The sequence below is a fragment of the Paenibacillus silagei genome (assembly GCF_017874735.1).
Classification (GTDB): Bacteria; Bacillota; Bacilli; order Paenibacillales; family Paenibacillaceae; genus Paenibacillus_AQ; species Paenibacillus_AQ silagei.
Genome location: NZ_JAGGLV010000004.1, coordinates 151,924 through 166,814, shown reverse-complemented (window position 1 = coordinate 166,814; position 14,891 = coordinate 151,924). Strand labels below are relative to the sequence as shown.

13 protein-coding genes are annotated in these 14,891 nt (G+C 56.0%); 8 read left to right on the top strand and 5 right to left on the bottom strand.

Translation table 11 applies throughout. The annotated features are described in order from the left end of the window. Positions 1 to 4 precede the first annotated feature (4 nt). Positions 5 to 736, bottom strand: coding sequence for a right-handed parallel beta-helix repeat-containing protein (locus J2Z70_RS08130; protein ID WP_209871340.1), 732 nt, complete (start codon positions 734 to 736; stop codon positions 5 to 7). 97 nt (positions 737 to 833) lie between these two features. Here J2Z70_RS08130 and J2Z70_RS08125 point away from each other — a divergent pair, with 97 nt between their 5' ends. The 3 genes from J2Z70_RS08125 (at position 834) to J2Z70_RS08115 (ending at position 2,963) form a co-directional block, all read left to right on the top strand. Continuing rightward, the gene (locus J2Z70_RS08125) at positions 834 to 1,235 is read left to right on the top strand and encodes an RrF2 family transcriptional regulator (RefSeq protein WP_209871337.1); all 402 of its coding nucleotides are present in this window, start codon (positions 834 to 836) and stop codon (positions 1,233 to 1,235) included. A 193-nt stretch (positions 1,236 to 1,428) separates the two neighbouring features. Beyond that, positions 1,429 to 2,361 carry a class I SAM-dependent methyltransferase gene (locus tag J2Z70_RS08120; protein ID WP_209871334.1) on the top strand — a complete coding sequence of 311 codons (933 nt, stop codon included), beginning with the start codon at positions 1,429 to 1,431 and terminating at the stop codon, positions 2,359 to 2,361. A 173-nt stretch (positions 2,362 to 2,534) separates the two neighbouring features. Then, complete coding sequence (locus tag J2Z70_RS08115; protein WP_036731739.1) at positions 2,535 to 2,963, top strand: GreA/GreB family elongation factor; 429 nt, start codon at positions 2,535 to 2,537, stop codon at positions 2,961 to 2,963. A gap of 90 nt (positions 2,964 to 3,053) precedes the next feature. Here J2Z70_RS08115 and J2Z70_RS08110 read toward each other — a convergent pair whose 3' ends face one another. After that, positions 3,054 to 4,991: an NAD(+) synthase gene (locus tag J2Z70_RS08110; protein ID WP_209871330.1), complete on the bottom strand. Its 1,938-nt coding sequence runs from the start codon at positions 4,989 to 4,991 to the stop codon at positions 3,054 to 3,056. A 191-nt stretch (positions 4,992 to 5,182) separates the two neighbouring features. On the opposite strand from J2Z70_RS08110, the gene J2Z70_RS08105 reads away from it, so the two are divergent. Continuing rightward, positions 5,183 to 6,022: an MBL fold metallo-hydrolase gene (locus J2Z70_RS08105; RefSeq protein ID WP_209871327.1), complete on the top strand. Its 840-nt coding sequence runs from the start codon at positions 5,183 to 5,185 to the stop codon at positions 6,020 to 6,022. Between the two features lie 3 nt (positions 6,023 to 6,025). Here J2Z70_RS08105 and J2Z70_RS08100 read toward each other — a convergent pair whose 3' ends face one another. After that, positions 6,026 to 6,799 carry a DeoR/GlpR family DNA-binding transcription regulator gene (locus J2Z70_RS08100; protein WP_209871324.1) on the bottom strand — a complete coding sequence of 258 codons (774 nt, stop codon included), beginning with the start codon at positions 6,797 to 6,799 and terminating at the stop codon, positions 6,026 to 6,028. Between the two features lie 320 nt (positions 6,800 to 7,119). Between J2Z70_RS08100 and J2Z70_RS08095 the strand changes: the two genes are divergently transcribed. From J2Z70_RS08095 to fucU, 4 genes are read left to right on the top strand one after another with little or no spacing between them, the layout of a single operon-like run. Beyond that, a complete protein-coding gene (locus J2Z70_RS08095) occupies positions 7,120 to 8,886 on the top strand; it encodes an L-fucose isomerase (protein ID WP_339310559.1) in 1,767 nt (588 codons plus the stop codon). 24 nt (positions 8,887 to 8,910) lie between these two features. Beyond that, positions 8,911 to 10,521 carry a rhamnulokinase gene (locus J2Z70_RS08090; RefSeq protein ID WP_245368072.1) on the top strand — a complete coding sequence of 537 codons (1,611 nt, stop codon included), beginning with the start codon at positions 8,911 to 8,913 and terminating at the stop codon, positions 10,519 to 10,521. 53 nt (positions 10,522 to 10,574) lie between these two features. Beyond that, entirely contained in the window at positions 10,575 to 11,225 is a 651-nt protein-coding gene (locus J2Z70_RS08085) for a class II aldolase/adducin family protein (RefSeq protein WP_036731751.1), read from the top strand. 23 nt (positions 11,226 to 11,248) lie between these two features. After that, entirely contained in the window at positions 11,249 to 11,689 is a 441-nt protein-coding gene (gene fucU, locus J2Z70_RS08080; RefSeq protein ID WP_036698546.1) for an L-fucose mutarotase, read from the top strand. Positions 11,690 to 13,042: 1,353 nt separating this feature from the next. Here the strand turns inward: fucU and J2Z70_RS08075 are convergent. Next, positions 13,043 to 13,885, bottom strand: coding sequence for a sugar phosphate isomerase/epimerase family protein (locus J2Z70_RS08075; protein WP_209871319.1), 843 nt, complete (start codon positions 13,883 to 13,885; stop codon positions 13,043 to 13,045). Between the two features lie 276 nt (positions 13,886 to 14,161). Then, a complete protein-coding gene (locus J2Z70_RS08070) occupies positions 14,162 to 14,884 on the bottom strand; it encodes a rhamnogalacturonan acetylesterase (RefSeq protein WP_245368071.1) in 723 nt (240 codons plus the stop codon). Between the last annotated feature and the right edge of the window lie 7 nt (positions 14,885 to 14,891).

Genomic DNA, 14,891 nt, shown 5'->3' with positions numbered 1-14,891 from the left:
TATTTCAGCCATTGATAATGCTGCGATGCAGAGCCCTCGGGAGTACGGGGCTCTGTTTTTTTGTTGTGCTGGAAAGTGTGAATACATTGTGCCAGTGCGAGGTGCGCGGACCGAATGTAATCGAAAAACCGATCACATTGCGCTGGATGGTAGTACGCGGACCGAATGTAATCGAAAAACCGATCACATTGTGCTGGATGGTAGTGCGCGGACCAAATGTAATCGAAAAACCGATCACATTGCGCTGGATGGTAGTGCGCGGACCGAATGTAATCGAAAAACCGATCACATTGCGCTGGATGGTAGTGCGCGGACCAGATGTAATCGAAAAACCGATCACATTGCGCTGGATGGTAGTGCGCGGACCGAATGTAATCGAAAAACCGATCACATTGCGCTGGATGGTAGTGCGCGGACCGAATGTAATCGAAAAACCGATCACATTGCGCTGGATGGTGCTGTGCGGACCAGATGTAATCGAAAAACCGATCACATTGCGCTGGATGGTGCTGTGCGGACCAGATGTAATCGAAAAACCGATCACATTGGGCAGGTGTGAACCGCGCGAACCAAATGTAGGCGAAAAACCGAACACAATGGGCAGTGCGGAGGCGCGCGGGCTGGATGTAGGCGGAAAACCGAATGCAATGTGCCGGTGCGGACGTAGGTTGCCTGCTGAAATAACAACAAAGCAGCATTCACTTTTGATTCTTCCCCCATCCCTTGCCCCATTCATTCCCCCCTGCCCCTTGCAATCTCCCCACATAAGCGCTATTATAGATAAATAAAGTCTGTAATTTCAGACATAGTCCTTATGTAAGGTGGAATAAGAGATGAAATACTCCAAAGCAACGAACTACGCTCTGCACACGATGCTGTTCCTGGTCGCGCACACTCCCGATAAGCCGATGGGCGTGCAGCAGCTGGCCGAGCGGCAGAATGTATCGCCTACGTATTTATCTAAGATTCTGACGAAGCTGGTCAAGGCCGGGCTGATCGAGTCTGCCTCCGGGGCGAATGGCGGGTATCGTCTGCGGCGCAAGGGGGACGAAATCTCGTTTCTGGATATCATCCATGCCATTGAAGGCACAGCGTCGCTGTTCGACTGTACCCTGGACCATCCCAGTGAGTGTCTGATTCAGCAGGAGATGGTCAAGGCCGAAGGGCAGATGGAAGACTATTTGCGTAACAAAATGATGTCCGAGCTTGCCGAGAAGATGCTGGCCTGTCAATAAGCGCTGGCATCATGCAATGTCATTCTGCGCCATTCTGTGTGCTGCTATTTCCCGCTGCAACGGATACCGTCCCCTCAGGGGCGGTACAGCCGTTTTTATTTAGCGGGTATTATAGATATTCAAAATCTTTTAAGTCTATGTAATTGCATTGCAGTTAAGAAAATCAAGACATTCAGGAGAGGATGAATTAGTAATGAATAACGGATTATTCGATGCAAGCGTATGGGAGAAGGCCTGGAAGGAAGATCCCAAGGCAATGGCCAACAAGTTCAAGGCGATGGGTATGAATCCGCACACGAGCTTCGATCATAAAGCGCAGGTGTTCAATGAAGAGGTATTCAGCAGTGCCGGGCGGGACCGGAGCGAGCGGATTATCGGCTGGATGGAAGGCCAGGGCGTGGATTTTAACGGGTTGACTGTTCTCGATGTGGGGGCGGCTTCGGGCGGGTTCACGGTTCCTTTTATCGAGCGGGGGGCCAAGGTTACAGCAGTAGAGCCTAATGTTCCCTTGGCGGAGCTGTTCCTGAAGAACACGGCCGGAGCGGCTACGGGACAGGTGGAGCTGGTGCATGAAGCATTCGAGAATATCGACATTGCCGCACGGGGTTGGCTGAACGCCTTCGATCTGGTCTTCGTCTCCATGTGTCCTGCGGTCTTCGACTGGGAGAGCACGGAGAAGGTGATCAGCTGTGCCCGGCAATACTGCTATATCAGCACCTCGGCAGGTGTGCAGGAGCATAGCCTGATGAATGAAGTATTGCCGCTGCTGACGGGCCGGGAGGTTCATGCAGAGTCCTCGGATATGGCTTATCTGACCCAATTATTATATTTGAAGGGCTATTCCTATGAGACGATCATTACCCGCGAAGCGAAAAGCAAGGAGCTGTCACTGGAAGCAGCAGCCGCTGAGGTGATGGAGATGCTGCCGCTGCATCATCTGGACGGGGGAGAGGCTACCCTCAAGGTAGTTACAGACTATCTGCACACGGCCTACCCGCAGCAGCAAGTCGTTGTCCGCCAAGGAGGACGATTCGGCAAGGTGCTGATTAAGCTGCAGGACCTGAATATGTACAGCCGGGCCGCTGCCGGAACATCCGGGAAATCTGCCGATTCTGTGAAGGGTTGAACCGGAGCACGCCATCCCCTGCACATGAGATTGTCTTTCCCGGGAAAGATGCTATCATAGAGAATAGGTCCCTGCGCGGGACCTATTTTCTTATATAGGAGGACTGAGGGCTATGAGCAGGAACCAGCGTATTTTCGAGCATGACCTGATGAAGAAGGTAGGTGAAATCTACTATGAGCCATAGTCTCAGAACCGTTTCCTTACGCGAGGAGCTGGTGCAGCAGCTGGTCTATCTCGATGAGCATAAATTCTCCATTCTGGACAGGGGAACGTGGGAGTCTCCGGCTGAGCGGGCAGAGGTACAGGCGATGATCAAGCGCTATCAGGAGACGGTGGAGCGGATTCTGTCCGGTGACAACGATGCGCTGGAGCGTTCTATGGTGCTGGTCGGGTCCCGGGTGTCGCTGCGGATCGGCCAGGAGACGCTTGATGAGCCGTACCGGATTGTCATCCCCGGTGAAGCCGAGCTGGATGAATTCTGCATCTCACTCTGGTCGCCCATGGGCAGAGGGCTGATTCTGGCGTGCCCGGGAGAGACGGTAACGATTCAGACTCCGTTCGGCAGCGATGAAGTCTTGATTCTTGATAATCGGTATGAGTGAAGCAGATTGCTGACAAAAGAGGCGTCCCTGATCATCCTGTGATGATGGGGGACGCCTCTTTGCCTTAGGCCATGCTGCTGCGGCCAGGAGCTACAGTTCTTCGATTTCCTGGAGCCAGAGCGCGGCGGAAGCATCGCTTGGCATGCGCCAGTCGCCGCGCGGCGAGAGGCTGACCGTACCGACCTTCGGTCCGTCCGGCAGGCAGGAGCGCTTGAACTGCTGGGTGAAGAAGCGGGTGACGAACACCTTCAGCCAGGCGGTTAGTTGCTCCTTAGGGTAGGCTTCGCCGAAGGCGTGCTGGGCGAGATAGAGCATTTTGCCGGGAGAAGCGCCTGTACGCAGCATGTAATACAGGAAGAAGTCATGCACAATGTAAGGGCCCAGAATATTCTCGGTCAGCTGGACAATCTCTCCGGTTGCCGAAGGCGGCAGCAGCTCCGGACTGATTCCGGTCTCGATGATGCTGTAGAGATACTTGCTCACCGTCTCGTCTGCTTCGTGGTCCGCATACCAGGCGACAACATACTGGATCAGCGTCTTCGGAATGCCCGAATTCACGCTGTACATCGACATATGATCGCCGTTATAGGTACACCAGCCCAGCGCAAGCTCGGACAGGTCGCCTGTACCTATGACAATCCCGCCGTTCTTGTTGGCGAGGTCCATCAGAATCTGGGTACGCTCGCGGGCTTGTACGTTCTCGTAAGTCAGGTCATGCACCTCGGGGTCGTGGCCGATGTCCGCGAAATGCTGGAGGCAGGCCGCCTTGATGTCAACGACCTTCATCGAGGCGCCGAGTGCCTTGATCAAGCCTACCGCGTTGTCGTACGTGCGGCTGGTCGTGCCGAAGCCCGGCATTGTGACCGCCAGCACATCACTGGCCGGACGCCCGAGCAGCTCCATAGCCCGCACGGCAACCAGCAGCGCAAGCGTAGAGTCGAGGCCGCCGGAGATGCCGATCACAGCCTGCTTGGTGCCGATGTGACGGATACGCTTCATCAGGCCGGAGGTCTGGATCGAGAGAATCTCCTGGCAGCGTTCGTCCCGCTGGAGCGGATTGCCCGGCACGAACGGGTTGACGCCTACGCTTCGTTTCAGCTCCCGCCGGGTGCTGCTGCTGAGCGGCGCAGCGTAGAGAATCTCGCGGTAATTGCGTCCGCCCTTGCCGGCCCGGAACGTTCCCATCACGGTGCGGGAATACTGAAGCCGCGGAAGGTCAATGTCGGCGGTAATCATCCGGCTCTCGTGGGTGAAGCGTTCCGATTCGGCCAGCAGCTGGCCGTTCTCTGCGATCAGCGAATGTCCACCGAAGACAACGTCTGTTGTCGACTCGCCGGTATTACAGCTGGCATAGACATAACCGGCCACACAGGAGGCAGACTGGCTGCCGACCAGCTGGCGGCGGTAATCAGCCTTGCCGACCAGCTCGTTGCTGGCTGACGGGTTGAACAGCAGCGTGGCCCCGGCCTGGGCCAGCAGGCTGCTTGGCGGCACCGGCACCCAGAGATCCTCGCAGATCTCCACACCGAACGACAGGTTCCCGTCACTCTCACAGGCAAAAATCAGATCATTGCCCACCGGCACCGCCGATCCGCCGATCCGCAGCTCGGTCACCTCCAGCTCCTCCGCTCCGGCGAACCAGCGCGGCTCATAGAATTCGCTGTAGCCGGGAATGCAGGTCTTGACCACAATCCCTAGAATCCGGCCCTGCTGGAGGACAGCGGCACAGTTAAACAGCCTGCTCTTGATGGAGACCGGCAGACCGGCAATGACAATCATCCGGTGCTCTGCCGTTGCGGCTGTAATCCGCAGCAGCGCCTGCATCGCGGATTCCAGCAGCCGGGGCTGGAGGAACAGGTCCGCACAGCTGTAGCCGGTGATGCACAGCTCCGGGAGTACCAGGTACTCCACCTCCTGGGTGCTGGCTGTATTGATGGCTTCAATAATCTGGTCTGCATTGAATACGCAGTCAGCCACCCGGAGTTCCGGGGAAGCGGCGGCGACTCTTGCGAATCCGTAATTCTGCATTCATTTCACCTGTCCTTTACCTATCCTGTTGTAGTTACACTATTTAATAATTGTACCCATCATTCGGCACCCGTAACAAGCAGGGATTTGTACAAGCGCTTCCATTTGACTTCCGGCGGGTATAAACTAAACAGGGATGTAACAGCCAGCCATGATGAATGAGAGATAGAAGAGGAAGGGAGCATACTATTATGCCATTAACAGGACAAGAATTGATCGAAGAAATCCGCAGCACAGAGGTGCCTTACGGCTGCCTGGCGGTCTGGTTCCTCGGACAAGCCAGCGTTATTGTCAAGGGGGCGGGGGTGACCGTCTATATTGATCCTTATGTATCCCCGAACCCGGACCGCACTTTCCCGCCGCCAGCCCTGCCCGGGGAGATTACGAATATGGAGGTCTGCCTGATTACCCACGACCATTCGGATCATCTGGATGAGGAGGCCCTCCCGGTGCTGGCCGGACTGAATCCGGGCGCGCAGTTCATGGCTCCGGCTGTCTGCCTGGAGCGTCTGCAGGAGCTGGGCATCGGCACGGAGCGTCTGGCTGCTGCCCTGCCCGGTCAGGAGGCAGAGCCCGCACAAGGGCTGAAGGTATATCCGGTGGCAGCGGCGCATGAGCAACTGGAGCGTGATGAACAGGGTCATCCTAAGTACGTGGGCTACATTCTGGAGCTGAACGGGGTCAGGCTGTATCATGCCGGGGATACCGTGCTGTTCCCTGAGCTGATTGAGGAGGTAGGCAGCCGGAAGATCGATCTGGCGCTGCTGCCGATTAATGGACGCGATTATTACCGGGGGAGCCGCAATATCGTCGGCAATATGAATTACCGGGAAGCGGCGGAGTTCGCGGCGACCTCAGGCTTTGAGACTGTGGTGCCGCTGCATTATGACCTGTTCGCCGGCAATGCCGAGAATCCGGGCTATTTCGTGGATTACCTGTACCGCCACTTCCCGGAGCAGAAGTTCCATATGATGGCCAGAGCGGAACGGTTCGTGTACGTGTCGGCGCAGGCTTTTAAGCGTGAAAATTAAGACTTATTGTGAGTCAACAGGGTAGAGCAGGGAGATCTGATACTTGGCAAGGAACTCCATCCATTCCTCAGACGGCCGCTGATCGGTGACGATATAATCGACCTTGTCGAAGCTGAACAGACGGATGAAGGCGATTCGGTCGAACTTGGAATGGTCAGCCAGAAGGATCACCTTGCTCGCCTGCTGCTGCATCAGCACCTTAAGCTCGGTCTCCGCTTCGTTGGAATCACAGAGTCCGCCCGCCATGGAGAGTGCCTTGCAGCTGAATATGGCCACATCCACATTATATTTCAGAATCGTCTGCGAGGCCGTAGGCCCTACGAAAGAGCTGGTCTCCGGCCCGAGCAGGCCTCCCGTGCAGATGAGCTTTTGCCCGGAATGCTGGAATTCTGACAATACCGCCAGGGAATTGGTGATGATGGTCAGATTTTTTTTGTCCTCCACGATTCTCCGCAAGCCTTCAAAAGCCGTTGTGCTGGTGTCCGTCATCACACTGTCCCCGTCATTAATCAGCTCCAGCAGCCTTACCGCAATCCTCCGCTTCGCTTCAATGTTGACCTGATGCCTGTGCGAGTAAGAGGGGTCCTCGTTGGTGTGAGCGTTCAGAATCGCCCCGCCGTAATTCTTCTTGGCAATGCCCTCCTTGTCCAGCCGGTCGAGATCGCGCCGGATCGTCTCCTCCGATACACCGAATTTCTGCGCCAGATCCGCAACGTGAACCTTCTTATGCCTGTAGAGCTCATTAATGACCAGATCCCGCCGTTCAAAAGCCTTCATATCATGCCCACCCTTACGTTATGTAGTTGTATACAGTTTACTATAATCTGCCGCCTAACATAAATCCCGCAATTACAGAGGATTCCACAGTTTAACGTCATTATATCACACAAAACCACATAACAACCAAAATTAATGTGTGGAATAGTGTTGACTTTGAAGGTGAGTGATTTTATGATGTAGAAGAAATGGAAAGCCTGCGATGAAAGACAAAAGTGTGCAGACCGCAGAGGCTGTATTTGGTAGCGCTTACTAATCGGAGCCATAGCTCCAGTGTAATGTTCTCATACTATCAACTTACGATTCGGGGAGGAACAGCAGTGACAGCAAATTATCCGAAGATTGGAATCCGGCCGACGATTGACGGCAGAAGACGCGGGGTGCGCGAATCGCTGGAGGCACAAACGATGGGCATGGCGCAGCGCGTAGCGGCATTTTTGCAGGAGAATGTAAGGTATCCGGATGGTTCACAGGTGGAGTGTATCATTGCCGATTCTACGATTGGCGGCGTGAAGGAGGCTGCGGCGGCGGCGCAGAAGTTCGCGGGTGCCGGTGTAGGCGTATCCATTACAGTCACCCCGTGCTGGTGTTATGGATCGGAAACGATGGACATGGATGCGACCATCCCGCATGCGGTATGGGGTTTCAACGGAACGGAGCGCCCCGGGGCGGTATATCTGGCGGCAGTTCTGTCTGCTTATGCGCAAAAAGGCATTCCGGCCTTCGGCATCTACGGAGAGGATGTCCAGGAATCCAGCAGCGAGGAGATCCCGGCAGATGTTCAGGTGAAGCTGCTGCAGTTCGCGAGGTCCGCGCTGGCGGCCGCTCTGATGAAGGGGAAGTCCTATCTGTCGATGGGCTCCGTGTCTATGGGAATCGCCGGTTCCATCGTGAACGAGCAGTTCTTCCAGGAATATCTCGGCATGCGCAATGAATACATCGATATGTCTGAATTTGTACGCAGATTTGAGGAAGGGATCTATGATCCTGAGGAGTTCGCGCGGGCGCTGGCCTGGGTGAAGGACAACTGCCGAGTGGGGGCGGATAATAACCCGCAGCATCTGCAGCTCAGTGAAGAGGTTAAGGAAGAGCAGTGGGAGACGGTTGTCAAAATGACGCTGATTGCCCGTGATCTCATGACCGGCAATCCGCAGCTTGCGAAGCTCGGCTTCGAGGAGGAAGCGGGCGGTCACAATGCCCTGCTGGGCGGCTTCCAGGGCCAGCGGCAATGGACCGACCATTTCCCGAACGGCGACTTCATGGAGACGATTCTGAACTCCTCGTTCGACTGGAACGGCAGACGGGCGCCTTATATCGTCGCCACCGAGAATGACAGCCTGAACGGGGTAACGATGCTGTTCAATTATCTGCTGACGAATACAGCGCAGATCTTTGCCGATGTGCGCACCTTCTGGAGTCCGGCTGCCGTGAAGCGAGTGACCGGGTATGAGCTGGAGGGAGCGGCAGCAGGCGGTCTGCTGCATCTGATTAATTCGGGCTCGGCAGCGCTGGACGGCACCGGCGAGCAGAGCATTGACGGCAAGCCGGCGATCAAGCCGTTCTGGGACATCACGGATGAAGAGGCAGCTGCCTGTATCGCACAGACCCAGTTCCGCCCGGCTTCCCAGGAATATTTCCGGGGAGGCGGCTTCTCCACGGACTACCTGACCCGGGGCGGCATGCCGGTCACCATGGCCCGGCTCAATCTGGTCAAGGGGCTGGGACCTGTACTCCAGCTGGTAGAGGGCTACACTGTAGAACTGCCGGGAGAGGTTCATGACACGCTCGACCAGCGCACAGACCCTACCTGGCCGACAACTTGGTTCGCTCCGAAGCTGACCGGTCATGGCTCCTTCCAGTCTGTCTACGATGTGATGAACAATTGGGGTGCCAATCACGGGGCGATCAGCTACGGACATATTGGCGCAGATCTCATTACGCTGGCCTCGATCCTGCGGATTCCGGTTAGTATGCATAACGTGGAAGAAGCGCGGATTTTCCGCCCGCGCGTCTGGTCGCTGTTCGGCACAGAGAATCTGGAGAGTGCCGATTACAGAGCCTGCCGCAACTTTGGCCCGCTCTACTAATCCTCCACGTGAAGAGGTGGGAAGATGACAGAGGCGAAGACGCAAGTTATGGAGGTAACCGGTAACCAAGGAATCCGGCTGCTGGCCATCGACCTGGGAGCCAGCTCCGGCAGAGTGATGCTGGGAAGCTACAGGGACGGGAAGGTGACAGTGGAGGAGATTCACCGCTTCCCTAACGGACCGGTAGAGGTCAACGGACATTTGCACTGGGATGTGCAGCGGCTGCTTGAGGAGATCAAGCAAGGGATTGCAGCGGCTGCGGCAAAGTATGGCCCGCTGCGCTCTCTGAGCGTGGATACCTGGGGAGTCGACTACGGCCTGCTGGATGAGCAGGGCGGGCTGCTGTACGCTCCGCATCATTACAGGGATCAGCGGACGGCGGACTTCGCTTCAGTACTAGAGGCTGCGCTGCCTCCGGCAGAGCAATTCAAGCTGACGGGCAACCAATCCAGCCCGATTAATACGGTGTATCAATTGTTTGCCGATCTTATGGCGAAGCCGGAGCTGCGGACAACCGCCAGACAGCTGCTGCTGATGCCGGATCTGTTCAATTATATGCTCAGCGGTGTGGCCGTGGCCGAGCAGACCATCTGGAGCACCAGCGGCCTGCTCAATCCGCAGTCCACAGCGCCTGCAGCCGAAGTGCTGCGCAGGCTGGAGCTGCCGGTGACGCTTGTGCCCCGGCTGGTTCCGGCAGGCACGGTGCTGGGGGAGCTCCGGCCCGCACTCCAGGAAGAGCTGGGCAGCGGCCCGCTCCAGATCATCGCCGGAGCTTCACATGACACCGCATCGGCCGTGGCGTCCATTCCTTACTGCGGCTTCGACTCTAACTGTGCCGATGCTAGCTGTGTCGGCCCTGGCAGCGCTGATCCTAGCAACGCCGATCTTAGCTCCCCAGATCCAAGCTCCGCCGGACCTGACCGGCCCGCCGGACTCAGCCCCACGCTGCCGTCCGCTGCATTCATCAGCTGCGGAACCTGGTCGCTGGTGGGCCTGGAGACAGCAGAGCCTGTATTATGCGATGCCGCCCGGGCCAGAGGCTTCACCAACGAGAGCGGCTTCGGCGGCACCAACCGGCTGCTGAAGAATATCACCGGCCTCTGGCTGCTCCAGGAGACCCAGCGGTGCTGGGCTGAAGCGGGCGAACCGCTCAGCCATCAGGAAGCCGCCGAGCTGGCCGGGCAGCTGGACCGGTCCAAGGCGTGCATCGCCATGTTGGACCCGAATGATCCGCTCTTCAGCACACCGGGCGATATGCCGCTGCGGATTGAATCCTACTGCATCCGCACCGGGCAGCCGGTGCCGCAGACCCGGGCGGAGATCATCCGCTCGATTCTGGAGAGTTTGGCCCGGTCTTATGCGGATACGATCCGCGAGCTGGAGGCGCTCACCGGCCGTCCGGTGCGCCGTATTCACATGGTCGGCGGCGGCATTCAGAACAAGCTGCTGTGCCAGCTGACGGCGGATGCCACCGGTAAAGAGGTTATTGCCGGACCGGTAGAAGCGAGCGCGATCGGCAACCTTTTGGTGCAATTGACGGCGCTCGGTGCTGTCGATCCCGCAGAGGTCCGAAGGGTGGCAGCCCGGTCCTGTTCAACGCTCCGGTACCAGCCGTCTTTTTCACATCAGAACTGACAAGCTTCATACAGCAATCATACAGCAATCAAGCAGCAATCAAGGGGGCAATTATGAATAATCATGAAGAAGAACTACGGCGTCTAATCTGCGATATCGGCCGGAATCTGTTCAACAAGGACTTCATCGCGGCCAATGACGGCAATATCTCAGCCCGCTTGTCGGCCACTGAGGTCATTACTTCGCCCACAGGAGTCAGCAAAGGCTATCTGCAGCCGCATATGCTGGTCAAAGTCAATCTGCAGGGAGAGATCCTGGATGCAGCGGAGGGCTACCGGCCGTCCACGGAAGTGAAGATGCACCTGAAGATCTACAACGAGCTGCCGGAGATGGGCGGGGTGGTTCATGCGCATCCGCCGTATGCTACCGCTTTTGCCATCAAGGGGGAAGCGCTGGACAAAATGATGATGCCGGAATCCGTCATTGCCATGGGAGACATTCCACTGGCGGTATACGGGACGCCTTCGACCGAAGAGATCCCGGATTCGCTGACTCCCTTCCTGGGCAAGAAGACCGCTGTGCTGCTGGAGAGCCACGGGGCCCTGACCTGGGGCAAGGATGTAATGGCTGCTTATATGAACATGGAGCGGCTTGAGTACACGGCGAAGCTGACCTTCCTGACCCGCATGATCGGGGGAGAGCGTGAGCTGCCGCCGCACCGGATTGAGGAGCTGGTGGCGCTGAGATCATTTTACGGGATGTAATGAAGCCGAGAGGAGATAGGAATATGCTCAAAAAAATACCCAAACTGCTCTCCCCCGAGCTCGTCCGCACCCTGATGGAGATGGGCCACGGGGATGAGCTGGTGCTGGCAGACGCCAATTATCCGGGACATGCGCTGCATTCCCGGGTGCTGCGGGCTGACGGAATCGGTATCCCCCGGCTGCTGGACGCCATCCTGGAGCTGCTACCGCTGGATCATTATGCTCCGGCTCAGGCGGCCTTCATGGCTGTAGTGGAGGGAGACCCCACAGTCCCTGTGATATGGGACACGTACAAGGAGATTCTCACCCGGCATGATCCTGCGGTGCAGGTGGAGTATGAAGAGCGTTTCGACTTCTATGACCGCTCCAAGCACAGCTACGCCATTCTAATTACAGGGGAAGAGGCACTCTACGGGAATATTATACTCAAAAAAGGTGTGATTTCCCCCGAGGCCGGGGAATAGCTGCACCAAGCAACGGACCGCCCGGTTAACTCTGGGCGGTATTATTGCTATTTCTAAAGTGATCCGCTTACGGGAGCACTCGTTTAGAGGACCGCTCACTTAGAGCAAATACCCTCAAATGTTGCAAGTTATGCAACCTGGCTACCCCGAAATAGGGGCCTGCTAGAGGATTGTTGCAGGAAATGCAGGAATGTGCAGGCCAAGATGCTTAGTTAGAGGAGGAATCCTGCCTTTTGTGCAACAATTCCAGCTATGAGTGTATATGTTGGGGGAGAAGCTGCAGTTTGTGCAAGATTATTGGTGTTAGTTTGAAAGTCTATTGCTCGATTGCTTTGTTATGCTATTACTCTATTACTCTGTTAGTCTTACGTATAAAGTATCTGCCCACTGTACATTATAGTGCAGGAATCCAGCACAAGAATGCAGTACAAGTGCCTCATACGTCGATACGGGGGCACTATTTGTACTATACAGTAATTGTAATATGCGTCTGTGTGTAGAGAGGAGTATAAAGTTGGGACGCAATGTGCTGGCGCGAAGGTGAGTGGAGCAAATGTGTGTGAAAAACCGAATACAATGGGCAGTAGTGAGGCACGTAGAGCAAATGTGTGCGAAAAATCGAATACAATAGGCAGTAGTGAGGCAAGTGGACCAAATGTGTGTGAAAAACCGAATTCATTGGGCTGCAGTGAGGCACGTAGAACAAATGTGTATGGAAAACCGAATACATTGGGTAGTGAGGCAAGTGGAGCAAATGTGTGTGAAAAACTGAATACATTGGGCAGTCACAGGCGCGCGTAAAGAAGGATAAAGCCCAAAGGGAGTTACTGAGGAGCACAAGTGCCCCTGAATTCAGCACATGCAGGCGAAATGAGCAAATAAAGAGCACTAATGCCCCTGAAATCAGCACATGCAGGCGAAATGAGCAAATGAAGAGCACTAATGCCCCTGAATTCAGCACATGCAGGCGAAATGAGCAAATGAGGAGCACTAATGCCCCTGAATTCAGCACAGGCAGGCGAAATGAGCAAATGAAGAGCACTAATGCCCCTGAAATCAGCACACGCAGGCGAAATGAGCAAATGAAGAGCACTAATGCCCCTGAATTCAGCACACGCAGGCGAAATGAGCAAATGAAGAGCACTAATGCCCCTGAATTCGCGAATGCCCCAAAGGTGAGCGGATGGGTAAGGCAGAGGTAAGGACACCAACTGTGTGGACCGTATAACTCCTTATCTCATCTCTCATTCATTATCTCTCATTCATCTTTCAGCATTCATCATTCATCATCTCTAATCTCTCATCCAGCATCTCCCATCCAACCTCCCAACATCCATCCGCAGAGCACTTTTGTTAAACCTCGTTATACATGTTCCGCAGGAATTGCGCGCTGGCCTGGAGATATTCCTCAGGAGTACTCTCCAGCAGGCCTTGGATATGCGGGCGCTTATATTTCATGTAGCGGAGCAGCGGGGTGAAGTTCAGCATGCCTTGTCCGGCAGGAACGATGTCGATGGCGCCGTTCTTCACCGTGAAATCCTTCAGATGCAGGACCGCGATCCGGTCTCCGAGGAGCTCCAGTGCTTCTGCCACAATCTGCTCCTGCTGAAGGTAATTGTCCGGGGTCATCAGATTCGCGGCATCCAGTATAATTTGCAGGTTATTAGACGGTACAGTATCCAGCAGACGCCGGGCTAACGGAGCCGTGTAGAGCGGGTGGTTGACGCCTGCCTCGATGCCTACAGTTACTCCGAAGCGTTCGGCCTCAGCAACCATGGCACTGACGGAGTCAACCACTTGTTCAAAAGCCTCCTCCGTGAAGTTATCCGGTGTATACCCCTGACCTACACTGCCGGTCTCTGTACCGACCAGACTCGCGCCGAAGTCTCGGGCCAGCCGCAGATGAGTGTTGAAGTCGCTCAGCGCCTGCGCGCGCTTGGCAGGGTCAGCATCAATAATGTTCACATAACAGCCAAGGACAGCAATCTTGATACCTGCTTGTCTGAAGGCATCGCCATAGTACGCAGCAGCACCCGGACTTAGTGCGCCAAGCTCAGCCACACTCTCCGGAAAAGATTTATGTAACGCCAACTGAATCGCCGGGAAGCCATGCTCCTTCAGCTTATCTATTAATTGCGGCAGCGGACACCGCTTGAAGTCATGGGCACGGACGCCCAGGTGAAATGGAACGGTCATAGGGTTAGACTCCTTTGTATTCAGATATAAGAGTTCGCATGGAGCGCCGAAGGGCAGGTTTCCACTAAAAAGGCCGCCTATGTCCAAAAGTGGTCACAGGCGGCCCGATCATACTGTCTGAGGATTGAAGCAACATGTAAGGATGGCGAATAATGTGCGCTATGTTTGCAATGCTCCACAGGCTCATGCATAACCTAATCCGCACTACACACTTGTCTGCTTCCCACAGCTACGGGTGCAGTAGTTTCAGCTTCACGGACTGCGCTAGCGTTTCGGCTACCTCGCCTGCCGACCCCCAGCTACACCCGCACGCAGATACGGATGCAGCAGCTTCAGCTCCGCGCACTGTGCGAGCGCTTGGGCTACCAGCGCTGCGATCTGCTGCGCCCCGGAGCTGCAGAAATGCGTGTCATCGGTAATGCCGTCCGGGTAGTTGGGGCGTGCGCCCGGCGGCAGGTGCATGAACAGCCCGGCCGATGCTTCCACTCCCAGTCTGCGGTAGAGCTGCTGGGAGGCGGCAAAAATATCAAGCAGAGGTGTCCCGGTCTCCCCTGCAACCTCCCGCATAACCTGCGGATAGAGTCCGACAGCCTGCGGGTCCGGTTCCCCGTCCGTAGTGAAGCGGCGGCGGCTCACGGAAGTCAGCAGTACAGGGAAGCTGCCCCGGCTGCGGGCGGAATCAATGAATATCTTCAGATTCCGGCGGTATTCGGTATGCGGCTCCGTGTAACGGAGAGGGTCCTCCAGCTTCTGGTCATTATGGCCGAACTGGATCAGGAGAAAGTCTCCGGGGAGGAAATCCCGCTCCATGTCTGCCAGTCTGCCCTCTGCCAGGAAGGAGCGTGTGCTCCGTCCGTTGATGGCCCGGTTCTCAATCTGCACCTTCCGGCTGACATACTGCTGCAGGTACTCGCCCCATCCGGCCATTGGCCATTCCCCGCCGCCCTTCTGGGCGGCGGTAGAGTCTCCTGCGATATAGAGAGTAGGCATCTTCAGCATGCCTCCA

Excerpts from the sequence above, each read along its gene's own strand:
- J2Z70_RS08130 (WP_209871340.1), bottom strand. The coding sequence starts at position 736 with ATGAATGGGGCAAGGGATGGGGGAAGAATCAAAAGTGAATGCTGCTTT.
- J2Z70_RS08125 (WP_209871337.1), top strand. The coding sequence starts at position 834 with ATGAAATACTCCAAAGCAACGAACTACGCTCTGCACACGATGCTGTTC.
- J2Z70_RS08120 (WP_209871334.1), top strand. The coding sequence starts at position 1,429 with ATGAATAACGGATTATTCGATGCAAGCGTATGGGAGAAGGCCTGGAAG.
- J2Z70_RS08115 (WP_036731739.1), top strand. The coding sequence starts at position 2,535 with ATGAGCCATAGTCTCAGAACCGTTTCCTTACGCGAGGAGCTGGTGCAG.
- J2Z70_RS08110 (WP_209871330.1), bottom strand. The coding sequence starts at position 4,991 with ATGCAGAATTACGGATTCGCAAGAGTCGCCGCCGCTTCCCCGGAACTC.
- J2Z70_RS08105 (WP_209871327.1), top strand. The coding sequence starts at position 5,183 with ATGCCATTAACAGGACAAGAATTGATCGAAGAAATCCGCAGCACAGAG.
- J2Z70_RS08100 (WP_209871324.1), bottom strand. The coding sequence starts at position 6,799 with ATGAAGGCTTTTGAACGGCGGGATCTGGTCATTAATGAGCTCTACAGG.
- J2Z70_RS08090 (WP_245368072.1), top strand. The coding sequence starts at position 8,911 with ATGACAGAGGCGAAGACGCAAGTTATGGAGGTAACCGGTAACCAAGGA.
- J2Z70_RS08085 (WP_036731751.1), top strand. The coding sequence starts at position 10,575 with ATGAATAATCATGAAGAAGAACTACGGCGTCTAATCTGCGATATCGGC.
- fucU (WP_036698546.1), top strand. The coding sequence starts at position 11,249 with ATGCTCAAAAAAATACCCAAACTGCTCTCCCCCGAGCTCGTCCGCACC.
- J2Z70_RS08075 (WP_209871319.1), bottom strand. The coding sequence starts at position 13,885 with ATGACCGTTCCATTTCACCTGGGCGTCCGTGCCCATGACTTCAAGCGG.
- J2Z70_RS08070 (WP_245368071.1), bottom strand. The coding sequence starts at position 14,884 with ATGCTGAAGATGCCTACTCTCTATATCGCAGGAGACTCTACCGCCGCC.